15 protein-coding genes are annotated in these 15,059 nt (G+C 54.8%); 13 read left to right on the top strand and 2 right to left on the bottom strand.

The window, feature by feature from the left end:
• Nucleotides 1–252 precede the first annotated feature (252 nt).
• From QF010_RS03930 to QF010_RS03870, 13 genes are all read left to right on the top strand, one after another.
• Complete coding sequence (locus tag QF010_RS03930) at nt 253–1,413, top strand: merozoite surface protein 3b (RefSeq protein ID WP_429532490.1); 1,161 nt, start codon at nt 253–255, stop codon at nt 1,411–1,413.
• 2 nt (nt 1,414–1,415) lie between these two features.
• Complete coding sequence (locus QF010_RS03925; RefSeq protein ID WP_429381169.1) at nt 1,416–2,837, top strand: DUF6384 family protein; 1,422 nt, start codon at nt 1,416–1,418, stop codon at nt 2,835–2,837.
• Nucleotides 2,834–4,162, top strand: a complete 1,329-nt coding sequence (locus tag QF010_RS03920) for a hypothetical protein (protein WP_429381170.1) — start codon at nt 2,834–2,836, stop codon at nt 4,160–4,162. Before QF010_RS03925 ends, QF010_RS03920 begins: the two co-directional genes overlap by 4 nt.
• A gap of 8 nt (nt 4,163–4,170) precedes the next feature.
• Nucleotides 4,171–4,599: a hypothetical protein gene (locus QF010_RS03915; protein WP_429381172.1), complete on the top strand. Its 429-nt coding sequence runs from the start codon at nt 4,171–4,173 to the stop codon at nt 4,597–4,599.
• Nucleotides 4,600–4,677: 78 nt separating this feature from the next.
• The gene (locus tag QF010_RS03910; protein ID WP_429381174.1) at nt 4,678–5,052 is read left to right on the top strand and encodes a hypothetical protein; all 375 of its coding nucleotides are present in this window, start codon (nt 4,678–4,680) and stop codon (nt 5,050–5,052) included.
• 5 nt (nt 5,053–5,057) lie between these two features.
• Nucleotides 5,058–5,363 carry a hypothetical protein gene (locus QF010_RS03905; protein ID WP_429381175.1) on the top strand — a complete coding sequence of 102 codons (306 nt, stop codon included), beginning with the start codon at nt 5,058–5,060 and terminating at the stop codon, nt 5,361–5,363.
• A gap of 139 nt (nt 5,364–5,502) precedes the next feature.
• On the top strand, nt 5,503–5,745 hold the full coding sequence (locus QF010_RS03900) for a hypothetical protein (protein ID WP_429381177.1): 243 nt from the start codon (nt 5,503–5,505) through the stop codon (nt 5,743–5,745).
• A complete protein-coding gene (locus tag QF010_RS03895) occupies nt 5,742–6,488 on the top strand; it encodes a hypothetical protein (RefSeq protein ID WP_429381179.1) in 747 nt (248 codons plus the stop codon). Before QF010_RS03900 ends, QF010_RS03895 begins: the two co-directional genes overlap by 4 nt.
• A 736-nt stretch (nt 6,489–7,224) precedes the next feature.
• Nucleotides 7,225–8,241, top strand: a complete 1,017-nt coding sequence (yejK, locus tag QF010_RS03890) for a nucleoid-associated protein YejK (protein WP_429381180.1) — start codon at nt 7,225–7,227, stop codon at nt 8,239–8,241.
• Between the two features lie 50 nt (nt 8,242–8,291).
• Nucleotides 8,292–8,603: a hypothetical protein gene (locus tag QF010_RS03885; protein WP_429381182.1), complete on the top strand. Its 312-nt coding sequence runs from the start codon at nt 8,292–8,294 to the stop codon at nt 8,601–8,603.
• A gap of 96 nt (nt 8,604–8,699) precedes the next feature.
• Nucleotides 8,700–9,482 carry a S24 family peptidase gene (locus tag QF010_RS03880; protein WP_429381184.1) on the top strand — a complete coding sequence of 261 codons (783 nt, stop codon included), beginning with the start codon at nt 8,700–8,702 and terminating at the stop codon, nt 9,480–9,482.
• Nucleotides 9,479–10,756, top strand: a complete 1,278-nt coding sequence (locus QF010_RS03875; protein ID WP_429381186.1) for a Y-family DNA polymerase — start codon at nt 9,479–9,481, stop codon at nt 10,754–10,756. Before QF010_RS03880 ends, QF010_RS03875 begins: the two co-directional genes overlap by 4 nt.
• A 234-nt stretch (nt 10,757–10,990) precedes the next feature.
• Nucleotides 10,991–11,407: a hypothetical protein gene (locus QF010_RS03870; RefSeq protein ID WP_429381188.1), complete on the top strand. Its 417-nt coding sequence runs from the start codon at nt 10,991–10,993 to the stop codon at nt 11,405–11,407.
• 54 nt (nt 11,408–11,461) lie between these two features.
• On the opposite strand, the gene QF010_RS03865 is transcribed toward QF010_RS03870, so the two are convergent.
• Both QF010_RS03865 and QF010_RS03860 read right to left on the bottom strand, forming a co-directional pair.
• Entirely contained in the window at nt 11,462–13,612 is a 2,151-nt protein-coding gene (locus tag QF010_RS03865; RefSeq protein ID WP_429381190.1) for a hypothetical protein, read from the bottom strand.
• A gap of 77 nt (nt 13,613–13,689) precedes the next feature.
• On the bottom strand, nt 13,690–14,904 hold the full coding sequence (locus QF010_RS03860; protein ID WP_429381192.1) for a hypothetical protein: 1,215 nt from the start codon (nt 14,902–14,904) through the stop codon (nt 13,690–13,692).
• Between the last annotated feature and the right edge of the window lie 155 nt (nt 14,905–15,059).

Raw genomic sequence — 15,059 nt, 5'->3', positions numbered from 1 at the left:
CCTCTGGGAATGGTGCAGTGGATGTGCGATTTAGAAAGCCACCATAACTACCCAGTCAGGTGTCCGCGAGCCAAAACAGTGCCGAAAAATCAGCACATCACTCGCGGCCCAGCCGCTATGGGCATGAGGCCAAATGGCTTTCATTCATCCAAAAAAACGGCATGAATTTTCACGGGGTAGATTGGCTTGTGAACAACCTCACACTCGTTATCCTGCTTACGAACCCAAAACACGGCGTCCACAAACAGGAATATGCAGCAGATGACTCCATCGACGATCAACTACCTCGAACGTGCCAAAGCTGGCCTGGCCGCGATTGGCATTCACGTCACCGGTACCGTTGAAACCGCCCCGATACTAAGCTTGCTGGAGAAAGTCCAGCACTACGACAAGGACAAGGTGATCGCGATAGCGGCCACTCTCCAGCAATCCTCCTCGTTCCATCAGACGGTGCGTGAGCAGTTGAAGGGATTGGACTCTTCGGCGCTGTATCAAAGCATCACCGACGACTTCGACAGCATCCGCACCGACTCAACCAAGATGGCTGAGTGGATGGCGGACGGTAAGCTTGATCTGTTCGAGCGCGCTCAGATGATGTTCATCAAAATTCGACGTGGCAGCATTCCTGAGCGATTCGCGTCGATTCAGCAAAACTACCTGTCCTCGGTGAAGGTCATCGGCAAGGAAATCGAGCGCGAAGAAATCATCCGCGACGCATACCACAGCTACCAGATGGCTATGAAGCAATCAGAAATCCTCGCTCAAGAATTGCTGAAGCTGGCTACTGAGAAACTTGAATCGCGCCGGTCCGAACTTCAAGCCTGCAACGAAGCAGTTGAATCGGCCATGGGCGGCGACAGCATCAATCTGTCCTCGTTAGAGTTGGCACGCGATGAAGCCCTCCGTGCATTCCAAATGGAGGACAAGTCCTACCAGATTGCCAAGGATATCGCCGAAGACCAGAAGACCGGCTACAACACCTCGAAGGTGGTATTCGCGCAACTGGAACAGGTTTCGCTTGTTAAGGATCGCCTGCACCAGCGGATGATTTCTTTCTTCAGCGGCCAGGAAGGAGTTCTCACTGCACTGTCCGCGGCGTTTACCGCCAAAAGTGGCCTGAATAGCGCCGCTAACGTGTTGCGAGCGCAGAAGGAAGGTGTCGAGAAGTCCATTGAAGCCCTGGCACGTTCCACAGGTGGGGATGTTCGTGACGCCATCAGCCTGGCTTACGGAGCTTCACTCGACTCCGCACCGGTCAAACAACTGGCTGAGGCAATCGTGCAACTCCAGTCCGACATGGCCGGCCTGATTGAATCTGCCCGCACCAAGGCGACAAAGTGCGCAAATGAAATCGAGACAGCCACTTCCGAGAACGAACGTGCGTTTGCGGCCCTCGTGGCTAAGGCCTCCTAAACATGCGGGAACTCACTCTCTCTGAACAAATGGGAGCGATGGCGGTAGTTGATGGCCTTCGCCACCACCAACTGCAATTGAACGAGCACCTTAACCTGCCGGCACGCCGCGAGGAGGCCGCGCGCCGAATCCGTGAGTACTACTTGCAGCAAAACATCGAGGCCGATGACGCCTTGATTGAGAAGGGCGTTCGTGAGTATTTCTCCCACCGACTCATTTACATTGAACCGCCACTTGGGTTCTGGACCAGGGCGCTGGCTCGCGCGCACCTCCAACGAAAGATCTATTCGAAGCGCCTACTGGCTATTTCGATCAGCGCAGCGTTGTTCGCGGGCTTTGGCTTTGGTGTCCAAAAGGGTTACCACAATTACCAGGTCAATGCCGTTGAGCGCGAGGCCGATAAGGCTGCACTCGGTGTTTCAGGATTGCTCACTGAGATCTCCCGTCAGACCGATATCGTGAATGGACTGTCCGCTACGCATGAAACAGGGACTGTTCCGGACGCGGACGCAATGCTTGTAACGCTCAGGGCCAATTTGCAGAAAGCCCGTGAGCTGATCCGCTTTACGCTGCCAGAGGAAATTGACTCCTCCAACTACGTCGATACCCGGACGAAGCTGGAAAGCTACCAACAAGACTTCTATGCATCGAAGGACCTGCTGTGGAGAAACCGTGAGGCCTTACCGGCGTTGACGGATATTTACAGCGCCAGCGATTCGATCGAGCAGCTGACCAACTCTGCCTCCTTTCAGCAGTCGGTCGTTCGGTACCCAGTCCTTCAGGGCATGGCTGATCAGGCCAAGGATGCACTTGAGAACTCAAGGGCAGACGGTGGCCGGCGCGCAGCCGAAGCCAGCGAGAAGCTGCGCACCGCTATAGGTCATATTCCGAACCTGGACATGCTTTCGTCCAAGGGGGCTCGTGCACTCGATGCCTACAAGCGGATCGGCCTGAATTCGACGGACATGGCAAAGGTCACGGCTACGTTGGAAAAGGCAAATTCATTGATTCGTGAGATGGATTACGACAGTGCGAAGGACCTCATCGAGTTTGTGACCGGGATGATTCCCTTTGCCGAGCAACCACTGACCCTTGAAATCGTCGCCAAACCGAAATCGGCCGTTGAGCGCCGTTATAAAGCCGGCGGCAAGACCTGGTTTTTCCTCGTGCAAGCAAAAGACGCGGGTGGCAACGTGATCCGTGCGCCAGTAACCGATAGCGAAACGGGTGAACGGGCCATGGCCAGCATCTTCGGGGTCCAAGTCTCCAACGATGCCTACAACCGCCTCAAAGAAGACAAAGCCGATGGGCACATTGAAGACGTGCACATTGGTGATAAGCCCGCGAAGTCGCTCACCATTGATTGGACCTCTCGCACTCTTTCGGCTAACCCAGACACCATCCTGAACTGGAGGGAACAATGAATCCGTCCTCAATGACTACGTCCATACAGGGCAACAGTCGGAAGTATGAACAAGAGTTGCGGACTGCTGAACGGCGTCTCTCCGAGGCGCACGAGCGCACGCTAAACCTGGAGGCGGATATCCTTTCAGGGTTGAGGGAGATCAGTTCAGTACAGCTTGGCAGCTCGACAACCCTGCCGATCGATGTCACGCGGCAACTGAGTGTCCGCAAAAGCGAGGAGGCCGGGCTTCGTCATGAGCTTGACCTCGTTGAGAAAGCAATTTCCGACCATATGGAAAGGGCCGGGTCGGTACTCAAGCTCGTCAACGATACGCGAACTGGCTTGTTTCAGGCTCTCTCCGTTGACTCTGGCTACATTCAGTTGCTCAAGGCGCGCGATACGGATCGGGACGCCTTCAATGCTTACAAAAGCGTACACGGCGAGATTGACTCGGAATGCAAGCAGAAGCTGAAAGCTTTTGAGCAAGCGCCGCTATTCATGTACCTGATCAACGCGAAATATGGCACCGAGGATTACAAGTCTCGCTTCCTTGTTCGGTATATAGACCATTGGCTCGCTGCGAGGATCAACTTCCAAGGCAACTTCATCAGTTACCAAACCCTGGTAGCGATGAAGGACGCCACCGTGGTTCGTTTGAGCGAACTTAAAAACGCGATGGATGCGAGCGATGAATTGCTCACTGACGCAGTGAAACGCTCGCAAAATGCCGCCGGTGTTGATCAACAACAAACGGAACTGGCCGACCTCCAAGATCGGATTCAAGGGTACAAAGCTCGTGCGAACAGCATTCACAAGCTGTTAGGCGGCTTCGCGCTCAAGACCGACCAGCACTTCAAGATCGCCGAGCAGATGATGCTTGGGTCGCTCAAAATGAAGTCGCGTGAAGAGTTGCAGCGCCTGGTGCGTACGACCACCAGCAACACTGATGACGAACTCGCTCGACGGATCTCCAGCCTGCAGGAGCAACTGGTCGCCCATCACGCAACCATCCCGCCGCTGGAAGCCTCACGCCAAGTTGCCCACAACAACTATGAACGAGCCAAGGACCTGGAGCGCACGCTGCGCAGCAGCGATTACACGAACTCCAACTACCGCTACCGCGACGATCTCGACTTCGATGCGCTCGTGCTCGGATACATGGCTGGCCAGTACTCCAGAGGCAGTATCGCCGATGAGGTGCAAAGCTATCGGGAAGAAATACCACGCTCGTCATCTTCCGGTGGGTTCGGCTACGACAGCCCAAGCATTGGTTCCTCGATCCTGGACTCGGCAGCATCGGTAGTGAGTGACGTCGCAGACTTCGTCACGACTGACGGTTTCTAAGGCGGCCTATGAGTAACGACATCGCTACAAAAAACAGTTTGACCTTAGGCTCGGCCCGAACGAACGCATGCCGCGAACCGGTGGCGATCGAAAAGGGAGACCACGGTTACATCTTTCACTACAAAACTGATCTCCGGGAATGGACTCTCAATTTCGAAGGCGCCGCAGTACTCGCTTTGGAATTGTTCGTCGCCGGCCAGCCTGTACCAAACGAACCCAATGAACGCCTAGCAATTCTGGAGTTACGGAAGTTTGGATTGCTGATCCTCGGCGACCACGGCGACATCATCGAGCCGGTCACACTCTCCCGATTTGGCGCAGAAGTGAAGAGGGCACTCACCCAAATGCAGGATGCTCGGCCTGGCATGACACTGGCCTTCGAGGGGGAGTACGCCCAAGGTGCCGAGCCGCTTTCTTTGGAGCACCAAGGCCAGTAGTGCTTGGTGGAATAGGGGGCAGACCACGCCCCACAACCTGGCTTCTTTACGCCGGAACACCACCAGAAGGAATTTGTAATGACGGGTATTGAAAAGACGCCTAGTGCTTCAGTTGCGTTCGAGGAATGGCGGTACAGGGTCGAAGGCGGAAGCCGGCTTCCTCGCGGTCGCTTCTTCGCAGGGAAAGGGCCTAGCCTTAAGGCATATCAGGTCGGTGATTGCGACATCGTTGCAGCGTTCTCCGCGTCGGGTGCGATCGATGTCCTCTGTGAACAGACTGATTATCCACGTTCCGATTACACGCTGGCGGACGTCACCCGGGTGGGCCGCAAGACCTTAGATTCGCTAGAGGTTTTCAATCAGGACGAAGGGAAGGTCGAAACCCTCGAAACTTCATTGCGCCAAGACATCGCGATCCTGGCTGAACCTACTTACATGCATGGCTGGGAGTAATTCGGATGTCCGATGTCGACCCTACGATTGTTGCCAAGCTTGGCGAAATTTTTGCAGACGCCTGCGCACGTGGTAGCACTTATGAATCCGTTGTCCAAACCTTCTTTTGCGAAGGGGTGAGAGCTGAGTATGGCGACGATGAACAATTGGACGCCGCTACTGCTGCCACCTTTCTTTATGCCCGCGAGGAATACGGCTACGTTTCTGCGGAGGAGGAACGTGAAGCCGATGCCGAAAATTGGAAGAAGGGAATTTGCAGTCACGGTATGACCTCGCAAACCTGTCCTGCCGGGTGCTTTGAATTTAGCTAAACCCTTTGCCCCTCTACTGCGCCCAGACTGTAGGACATGAGGGAAATCGGCTAGCAGACCCAAAGCCCCGGCCTAAAAACTGGGGCTAAGTCAGTAGGTGAATGGCAATAACGACCCACGCGACCAAATAGGAAATTCCATGGCTTCAACTGATCGCACAAAAGATTTGATATGTACCGGCCTCTCGATTGTTGGGGTTCTGTTGATGATTACTGGCTGGGCGATGAACGCTTCTTTGTGTTTTTGGATTGCCCTAGTCGTCTTCATCAGCGTATTTCAGATTAGTTTGATTAGTCGCTCTCTTACCGCCATACAGTTTCTTTCGACTGTAATTCTCTCATTGGTATCGATTTATAACGCGTTTTCGCATGGGGGCTGGTGAACGCGCATCTGTCGTTCCACCAGTCGCCCATAGAGGTAAATCAGTTGAAAAAGTACCTGGACCAAATCAAGGGCACCGCCGCCGGCGTTGCGTGTGCTGTGTCAGCCAAGGCTGAATCCACGCTCGTAGATGCGCAGGACAGAATCAGTGATGTGAAGGGTCGTATCTCTGAAACCGTTGCCGGGGCCACTCGCTCGATCACTTCGTCTGTAGATGCTACTTATACCGGAGCCCGGGACTCAGTCCTGGATGCCCGAGACAAAGTCGTCGGTACCGTCACTGGCGTTGTCGACGGAGTGGCCAACGTGACAGGCGCAGCCCTGATGATTGGCATAGTGGTAGCTCCAATCATTGCGCCGGTGCCGACGCTGATCGGGGCAGTGATATTGCTGATCATCGGTCATGAATTTGAGTCAGCCGGTGAAAGAGCATCCGAAGTCACCATCGCTAAGCGGGAACGGCGTAAGTTCGAGCGGGCGGTTACGCTGCTGCAAAGGTATGGGGAGATCCCAGAAACCGCACTGCTTGAGTCCGACTTCGTTCGCCTGCAGATCAACACACGGAGCTGTGCCGTAGAGGGCACTATCCTGGCTGGAGAGTACGAAGGGCAGAGCATCACCGCGTTGAGCCGTGAGGAGCTTGATACCCTTGAGGCCCACGCTCCGGACAGAGATACCAAAAAGATCCTGACAGCTTATCGTGGCTTCCTCGACGCCCACACGCGACGAAACCAATCTGGTTAAGGTCGATTGAGACGGAGGCAGCCAGCCCTGCGCCATTCCGTCATTGGGTTAGACACCTGGCGTCGTTCTCGCAATGGAACTTGTCAGAGATACACCCTGACGCAGAACATCCGCGCGGTCGTTTCCCATACCGCGCCTAACCGCCCCGACAAAAATACCAGGCATTGCTACTGCCTCGATCCCACCTTCTTCGAACTGCCCTCTGGTACCCGCGAGGAGTAGCTCGATCATGGCCTGCATCGCGTGAGGAAAAAGGTGCGGAGGAATTGTGTCCTCAATGGAATGGCCATCGGCGTCCCAGGCAGCAACCGCGATCGTCAGGCGCTCCCCGGACGCAGGGATCGGCTCGTAATAAATCGCGGCCCAATGCCCCTCGTATGGCGGAAAATCTGGAAACCTGTCCAAGTTTATCGTCGCGTTTTCCACGGCTGCCCCTCAAGTATTCTGCTTGTTGATCCCGCAAAGCATAACGGTTCAGGGGACCGCAGCAGCTCAAAACCTAAGTCGATTTTCTAAGCGTCAGTTTGGCTTGCGCGTGCCGGCCAGCCTGTTAAAAAACGTGGTGGGCATCTCACGCTGAGTGAGCCCAGCCGTGATTCCATGCCGCGGAGACAATCGTGGGGTAAACCTCACCTCACCACTTTGGATTGGCTGACTGGCGAATGGCCGGAAGCAATCGCCTCGTTATCCTGTGTTGTCGATGTCATATCCGACACAGCTGAAAGGGAAGCACCAGATGCCTGTACGCAATGCAATCATCCATACGATCGACAAGAAACCTGACGGGAGCCCGGCGGCGCTGATCTTACGAGACTCAGAACTCGGGGAGTCAACGGTACTTGAAGACCTCATGTTCGAGTTGAACAACGCCTACAACGCAAAAGCTGGAAAGGGCTGGGGTTTTTTTCACGGTGAGTCGGGCGCGTACCCACTCAGTGGATGGCTCCGTGAATACCTGGCAGGTACAGCAACTTTCGTGGAGTTCAGCCGCAACGCCGCCGAGCACTACACCCGCATCCTCGAGGAATCGAATCTCAGCACCGGCGGCCAGCTTGCGGTGATCCACTCCCAACAAGGGATGACGGACTACATCATGATTGCGGTGCTCAACAACAGCCATGGCGTTTCCGTCGACGAAAAGATCGATCTCGTGCCCGCCGCCTTCATCGACTTCTCGCAACTCCAACTCGCGGCTCGTATCAACGTATCCGAATGGCAAACCAACCTGAAGTCCAAGCAGTATGTTTCATACATCAAGGGTAAGCGCCCTCATGAGCTCTTCCGGGATTTTCTGGGGGCTCAGGAAGGGGTTGATGGCCCGGGTGAAACCAGAACGCTCCTGAAGGCGTTTGGCGACTTCGTTGAAGCAGAAGACCTTCACGAGGATGCCGCCCGGGAACGCCTGAACACCCTTGTCGGTTACGCAAACTCCCAATCCAAAGTCGGTGAAACCATCAGCCTGGAAGAATTATCGGAACTGATCGACGAAGAACGGCCTAAGGCCTTCTACGATCACATCCGCAACAAGGACTACGGACTGTCCCCAGAGATCCCGCCAGACAAGCGCACGCTGAAGCAATTCCAGCGCTTCACCGGCCGAATCGACGGACTATCGATCACCTTCGAAGCCCATTTGCTTGGCTCAAAGATCGAATTCGACGAAACCAACGGCACACTCCTGATCCGTAGCGTGCCGACCCAAATCACTGACCAGCTGAAACGGCGCGCAAAGCAGCAGAATCAAACCGGCTAAAGACGTTCACCCAACGGCCGGGGTATCCCGGCCGTGCATGAGGCAAAACAATGGCTGAGGACATAAACGCACAATACGAGTCTGCCCTGGCCGCACTCTGGCGAAAGGTGCATGCATCCATCGAACGTGACATCTACAAGAACCTGACAGAGTCGCGACTTGGGGAAATTTCGTCTCGCGCCTTGTATCAGGTTGAATGTTGGCCTGCCGACCTTAAGTCCTTCCTGTGGCGAAAGCATGGCGATGGGTGCATGCCACAATCCACTGTTCAGTCGCTGGAAGTCGAAATTGATCAGGTCGCCGCAATGGTGACGCTGCGTCCAATCCATATCGTTCAGGCCGAACTCAATCCTCGTGATTGAACTGCTGAACAGCCGCTTGTCCTTCTAGGGCTCCAAAAAGTCTCAGCGCCAGCCATAATACTGTACACATACACAGTGCAGAGCAATGGTGGCGTCATGAGCAACCTACAAATTATCCCCCTCATACCAGCGTCGCCGGCCATACAACTCTCCCTGTATCCAGGAGCCGAATGCGGTTGGCCATCGCCTGCGCTGGACTGGGCAGAAGCGGAGCTGAGCCTTGATGATCTGGTCGGTGTTGGTGCAGCTTCGACATGTCTGGCCTGGGTCACCGACGGCGCAATGGCCAACTCCGGAATCAGTCAGGACGACATCCTGGTGGTGGACACAGCTATGCAGCCGGTACCGGGTGACATCGTACTGGTGCTACTCGATGGCGAGCACTTGCTCCGCCGCTTATCTGGGCGCGGGCAGCCGCCGGCGTTAATGGCGGATGCGCCCGGTATTTCACCTCTGATGATCGGAGATGAACAAGAATTTCTGATCCAAGGCGTTTGCACCTACAACCTACACCGGCACCCGGGGGCAAGCACCTGGCCGAACATTGAACGGGACGCCCCTTCATGCATTGATGAGGTGGTCAAGATCAGCCAGTGCTCAACATTCCTCGTAAGAGCGCGCGGAGACAGCATGAAAGGTGCCGGCATCCGGGCGGGCGACGTGCTCGTTGTGGATCGAGCATGTGATCCAAAGCCTGGCTATGTGGTCGTGGCTATCGTTGCCGGTGAGTTCACCGTGAAGCGACTCGGCACAGGGGATGGCGGACCAGCGCTCACATCCGAAAACGATCAATTCGAACCAATTCCCCTGCTGGAGAAAGACGAACCTGTTCTTTGGGGGACGGTGATTTGGAATGTCCAAAGGACCGCATTCCGGTGAATAAATCCAACGAAATCATAGCGTTAGTTGACGCTGACAACTTTTACGCGTCCTGCCATCGTCTCTTCGAACCAAAACTCCGAGGACGTCCAGTTGTTGTTTTATCCAGCAACGACGGGAACGCTATCGCACGATCCCAAGAAGCGAAAAACATCGGTGTTGCAATGGGGCAGCCATTCCACGAAATCAAACGTCTTGCCGACAGCCATGGAGTGATATTTCGTTCCAGTGCCTTTTCACTTTACCAGTCGATGCACTACAGGCTCATCCAAGCCATCGCTTCAAACGTGCCTGGAAACGAGGTCTACAGCATTGACGAAACATTTTGTTTGCTTACTGGAATCAAAGGCGATTTGGAAGAATTTGCGCGGAAGCTGCAAGCCGACGTGCTAAAGAAAACTGGCTTGTCGACCGGCATTGGGATTGGCCCGAATCGAACACTGGCGAAGCTGGCCAACTTCGCGGCCAAGCGTTGGAAGCAGAAAACCGGCTCCGTCGTCAGTCTGCTCGATCCACCCGATCGGCTGGATAAACTGTTGCGATACGCTGATGTGGGTCAGGTGTGGGGTATCGGCTCGCGGCTTAGTGCCAGGCTGAATGCCTGCAACATCACCAAGGCTTGGGACTTATCGAGAGCGGACCCGGCCCAGATCCGGAGAGATTTCAGCATTACGGTAGAGAAGACCGTTCGGGAGTTACGCGGGGAGTACCAGTTCGGGTTTGGCGAGGTGGCGGGGCCCCAAGCGATGATCGCGTGCACACGCAGCTTCGGTCAGCGGGTTTATGACAAAGCAACGCTCGCCAAAGCCTTGGCCACGTACACCGCCCGTGTGGCAGTGAAGCTACGCAAGCAGGGTTCCAGAGCAGAGGTGCTCAACATCTTCATTTGCTCCAGCCCATTTGATTCTCGCGGCCCGCGATATAGCAAATCCAGTCAAGTAGTCTTTGTTCGCCCCACCAGTGATAGCCGGGAAATGATCCACGCGGTTATCCAGCAATTGGATCACATCTACCGATCAGGAGTCGCTTATGCGAGGGCAGGCATCATATGTTCCAAACTCAGCAATAATATTGGTTATATTGGCGACCTTTTTGCCCCGCCGCTGCCAGAGCGCTCGGAAAAACTGATGCAATCAATCGATCGAATAAACGGTTTATTGGGCAAGGATACTGTCCGTTTTGGTGGTACAGCAGCTGACCGCTATTGGGGCATGAAGCGCGAATTTGTCTCGCCCCGATTCACCACCTCGTGGTCAGAACTGCCGTTGGTGTAGTTTTTTTAATTTGTACAAAACGGTGTTAAGCCCCGTAAACCGGGCTTTCCATAGGTGCATGCAACCCAAAAAAAACCGTTATGAGTACATTATTTTTTGTCAGCAGGTGACCTGACGACGGGCTAAGGAAAAGTGAGCGCGAGATGGTATATTGATATCATTTTAGGCAACAATGAATGTGTGCATTAGCGCTCAGAAGAGATCCATGAACCCAGTAACGCCCAGGAACGTCGCATGACGACACCACAGATTGCGGATCGAGCGTCCATTCGCCAAGACGATCGGTCCACAAATGAGCAGGACCGGTTTCTGGATTATTGCGTCAGGAATCGGGTGACCCTCACCGTCATCCTAGAGTCCGGCCTTCCTCTCATTGGCGTTGTCATTGAGCACGATAGGAAGGCGCTTCTGCTTGGACCGGTACGGTCAAACAAAGACATCCGTTTCATTGAAAAATCCTACATTTCAATGATCCGTGCCAATGAAGTCCTGCCTTTGTTTTTGGAATACAAAGGTCGGGGGAATCATGCCACCCGCAAGAAAGCACGGAAAGAAAAAACCCGACTCAAATCCGCTGCCAAAGCTGAGGCAAAGGGTAACAGCAGAAAGCTTGTGTTGCGCCGACCTAAAACTCCCTGCCAGCCAAAATAAAAAACCGCCGTTGCGTATTAAGCAGCCGGCGGCTTGATTCGACTCAACCAATTATCAGGTGGTTGTAGGGCATTCCAAGTGAGGCCCAGCGTAGGCGATCACAATTTTTTCGCCGTTGAAAATATCGAAATGCAAGCGCATCCCTTCCATGCCGCCGCCGTTTCCGATTCTCAGGTGACGCTCGAAAAAATGTACCTGGCCTTCGTAAACGAACTCACGAAGTGAGCGCAGCTTGGTCGAACTGCCAACTGAATGCGACTCCTTCGCCGAATACGCCCCAGCCAGAAGTTCACGAGCAACCGAATCCGGATTTCCATTCGCCAGCGACTCAAAGTAGGGGAAAACCATCGTTCTCAGAGCATCCAGCATTCGGCCGGCATATTGGAAAGTCGAAGCTTCACGGGCGGACTTCCAGGCCGAATCCAAAACAACCACCCGGTCGCCGGCGACAAGCTGGATGAACGCCAGAACATCGACTGGGGTCAGGGCTTCGCGGAAAGCGACACGGCGTAGCAGGTCGGTGTCCGGCTGAGGCATCACCCCAGAAGCCTCGGCCACCGGCAGCGAGTCACGGTACGCTCGGAGGTTGTAAATCTCCGTCCGGGCCTCTGACAATTCACGCTCAATATGGACGTTATGCGTTAACGCCGTTTCCAACTCTTCCTGGAGCTCCACCAGTTCAGCAGTAACCTGCTTGGGTGGGACCATCGCCGGTGCTGGAAGGCGTTCCACCAATGCCAGCGGGGCAGGGGACTTCGATGCAGTTGCGGATGGGCCTTTGCGCGAATGGCGCTCCCATTCTTCATAGAAGCGCTGCCAGGCTCTGATCAGCGGAATATAGCGATCGACTTCAGTTTGGAACCAGCCACGATTCGCGAGAATTTCATCCCGGGCCGTACCAGCCAGATCCTGAATTTTGCCCATCGCCTGAACAGTAAGATTCTGGCCAAGAGTAGCGATTTGGCCATGCAGGTCTCGAACCTTGGACAGCTGTTTGTCAGCGCGCGCGATAAAATCGCCGGCATCGATTTTTCCGTGGGTGGCGTTGATTAGGCGACGGATTAAGTCAACGGCATCAAGACTGACGCTTTTGGCCGAACCTATCTCGCGGCCCACGAGGTCTGGCGCAAACAGCTTCTGATCGAGGTGGACCTCCATCGATTGGGCGTGACTCCTGAGGGCCTCAACAAGCGTTCGCCACTCCTGCCGAGCGTAGCCGTCAACGAACTGCGAATAGATGACGCTCAGCGCGTTCCGACCAGGCTTCAGCGCCAGCGCCTGACCTTCAACCAGAGCGAGCAAGCGCGGTACCCCGGCTGCAGACTTGCTGACGCGACCGAAATAGGCGGCATGGACACCCTCCACCAGATCTGCGAGTTGGGTATGGGACAATTGCAGATGAAGCGGTTGAGTGGGGTCGATTTTTCCCGGAAGGTTGGCGTATTGGGCGCGGACCTCAGCATAGACCTTCAGGAGGCCAGCGAGATATTCGGAGGAATCGAAGACCAGGGCAAGGACGCCCTGCGGAATTTGCTCCAACAGCAATACCGCAGCCATGTCCCTGCGGTAGCGGTCAGGTTGGCTGAGCTTCGGTAGACCATCCCCAATGACCTTCTCGATGCTGGATAAAAAGAGCAAGGAACACGCAAGGTCGCGATTGAATGCACCGACTTCGAAAAGGGTTTGCATGAATGGCCATGCACTGACAACGGCGTCGATCACGTCGACCGCCGGAGAGGTTGAACACAGTGACTTGATGCGATCCCGTCGTTCCTGTCCAAGTAACAGAATGAGGTTGGTGTCGAGGCGATTCGCCGGGTCTACCTTGGTGAAAGCGTCAGCATTGGACTCACGCAATGCCAGGCTGAATTCGGCAACTCCAAGGTGGTTGGACAGAATGAATGCTGGCTGAGGCGCGTGCTTCATGGCCGCGTGAGCAGAGACTAGCTTGGGGTGGCGGATCTTCTTGAGCCTGTCGGCAATGATGCTCACCTCTTTCAGCGAACCGTACCAAGAGCTCCAGGCGGCCTCCATGGTCATCGGCTGAGTAAAGGCATTTGGGATAATGAAATGAGGAGGTTTTCTTTCCTCCTTTGGGGGACCATCTGACGCCGGGTGTAAATGTTCCTGCGTGAGATCTGCATCATATTGGGCATCCACTGAATCAGCGGTGGATCGCTCCAGCGTACCTAAACCTGTGTCCATGGTATTCCTCCGTTCTGGACTGATAGGAGGAGCGAGACCATAACGACTCACTCCTCATTTCCAAGGGACGGCGCCGTCTAATTCAGCGAATAGGATGACCCTATTGGGACCTGATTCCTCGGGCACATGAAAATTCGAGATGCTGTCGCTAGGTCGTCGTCGAAAATCTCGGCACTACTATGTGAAAAGGGCGAGCCAATTGGGATCTGGCTCTTCGGATAATGGAATAATCGAGTTGACGTCTTAAGGTCATCATCGAAAATCTCGGCACTGCTATGTGAAAGGGCCGAAATTGGGATTTGGCTCTTCTCATACTTGGAGATTCGAGTCGCCACCACAGGGTTGTCGTCGAGAATCACGGCGTTACTAAACGAATTGGATGACCCTATTGGGATCTGGTTCTTCGGGTAAGCGGAGATAGGGGCCGCCGCCGTAAGGTCGCCGCCGAGGATCACAGCATTCACAAATGGATTCTTCGTCCGGACAGGAGAAACCGCAGATCGGGCAGTCTTCGTAGTGTCAGCAAAGGAAGGTTTGCTTGCGACGCGAGATGCCGCAACAACAGGGGTAGCGGCGGCAACCACGTTGTCAGCAACCAGGTGCGCAACTTCAGCAGGTACAACGTTAACAACTTCCGCGGCGACGACAGCAACGATCGTAGGAGCATCGATAACAACAGCAGCAGGGGGAGTAACAGGAACGTCAGCAACCACCGCCGTATCAGCCACTGCTTCGATAGCTGTTTCGCTCATTGCGTCCGCTGCACTGATCGCGTAGGTGCGCTGCTCACCACAGAACTGAATATCCCAGTCATAGCCATAGTTCGTGAGATACCGAACGCCGACATTCAGCAGCTGTGCGGCTTCGTGCAGGCTGAAGACTTCAGCTAACGCAACGACACGTTTATGAAAGGCGATTTTGGCGCGGCGAAGGGCGTGGCGGGAACGGGCTTCTAGTTCGGGTGTCAGTTGGATCTGACCGGGGAGGGCACGGGCGACGGGTTCTACTTTGCGCAGTTCCTTCAATGGACGGAGTTTCTCGAATTGCCGGTTCACCGCACGCTGTTCTTCTTTTGACCTGGTCAGCGGATCAGGGTACGTAATCCCTTTCTCGGCTGAGTAGGTGCGAAGCCAGCCAACACTGATTTTCAAAAGGCGGGACGTCTCTTTAACTGAGAAGGTCTTGCTGAACTCTACTACCTTCTCGAAAAACTCACGTTTAGCTTCATTGTCGGCCGCCAACGCCTTGGCAGCCATTTCCGGTTTCACGTCCAGATTCGAAACGTTGCTCATTAATGCACTCCCCCTACCGTGGTTTGAGAGGGGGCGTCCAAGATCTGGGACAATGCGGAAGGAGGCTGGGCGCGCCAGCAGGCGTCGGAGCCAATGTGCAGGCGAGCGCACACCGTATCCGAAAGCAGGGCAGGAGATCCTCCTGGCCACATCAA

This window comes from Pseudomonas silensiensis, from assembly GCF_050434865.1.
GTDB lineage: Bacteria > Pseudomonadota > Gammaproteobacteria > Pseudomonadales > Pseudomonadaceae > Aquipseudomonas > Aquipseudomonas fluorescens_W.
The sequence above is the reverse complement of the archived record's forward strand: the minus strand, read 5'-3'. Positions and strand labels throughout refer to the sequence as shown.

What these genes read in the sequence shown, in the direction of transcription:
- QF010_RS03930 (WP_429532490.1), top strand. Translation starts at nt 253, where the DNA reads ATGCAGCAGATGACTCCATCGACGATCAACTACCTCGAACGTGCCAAA.
- QF010_RS03925 (WP_429381169.1), top strand. Translation starts at nt 1,416, where the DNA reads ATGCGGGAACTCACTCTCTCTGAACAAATGGGAGCGATGGCGGTAGTT.
- QF010_RS03920 (WP_429381170.1), top strand. Translation starts at nt 2,834, where the DNA reads ATGAATCCGTCCTCAATGACTACGTCCATACAGGGCAACAGTCGGAAG.
- QF010_RS03915 (WP_429381172.1), top strand. Translation starts at nt 4,171, where the DNA reads ATGAGTAACGACATCGCTACAAAAAACAGTTTGACCTTAGGCTCGGCC.
- QF010_RS03910 (WP_429381174.1), top strand. Translation starts at nt 4,678, where the DNA reads ATGACGGGTATTGAAAAGACGCCTAGTGCTTCAGTTGCGTTCGAGGAA.
- QF010_RS03905 (WP_429381175.1), top strand. Translation starts at nt 5,058, where the DNA reads ATGTCCGATGTCGACCCTACGATTGTTGCCAAGCTTGGCGAAATTTTT.
- QF010_RS03900 (WP_429381177.1), top strand. Translation starts at nt 5,503, where the DNA reads ATGGCTTCAACTGATCGCACAAAAGATTTGATATGTACCGGCCTCTCG.
- yejK (WP_429381180.1), top strand. Translation starts at nt 7,225, where the DNA reads ATGCCTGTACGCAATGCAATCATCCATACGATCGACAAGAAACCTGAC.
- QF010_RS03885 (WP_429381182.1), top strand. Translation starts at nt 8,292, where the DNA reads ATGGCTGAGGACATAAACGCACAATACGAGTCTGCCCTGGCCGCACTC.
- QF010_RS03880 (WP_429381184.1), top strand. Translation starts at nt 8,700, where the DNA reads ATGAGCAACCTACAAATTATCCCCCTCATACCAGCGTCGCCGGCCATA.
- QF010_RS03870 (WP_429381188.1), top strand. Translation starts at nt 10,991, where the DNA reads ATGACGACACCACAGATTGCGGATCGAGCGTCCATTCGCCAAGACGAT.
- QF010_RS03865 (WP_429381190.1), bottom strand. Translation starts at nt 13,612, where the DNA reads ATGGACACAGGTTTAGGTACGCTGGAGCGATCCACCGCTGATTCAGTG.
- QF010_RS03860 (WP_429381192.1), bottom strand. Translation starts at nt 14,904, where the DNA reads ATGAGCAACGTTTCGAATCTGGACGTGAAACCGGAAATGGCTGCCAAG.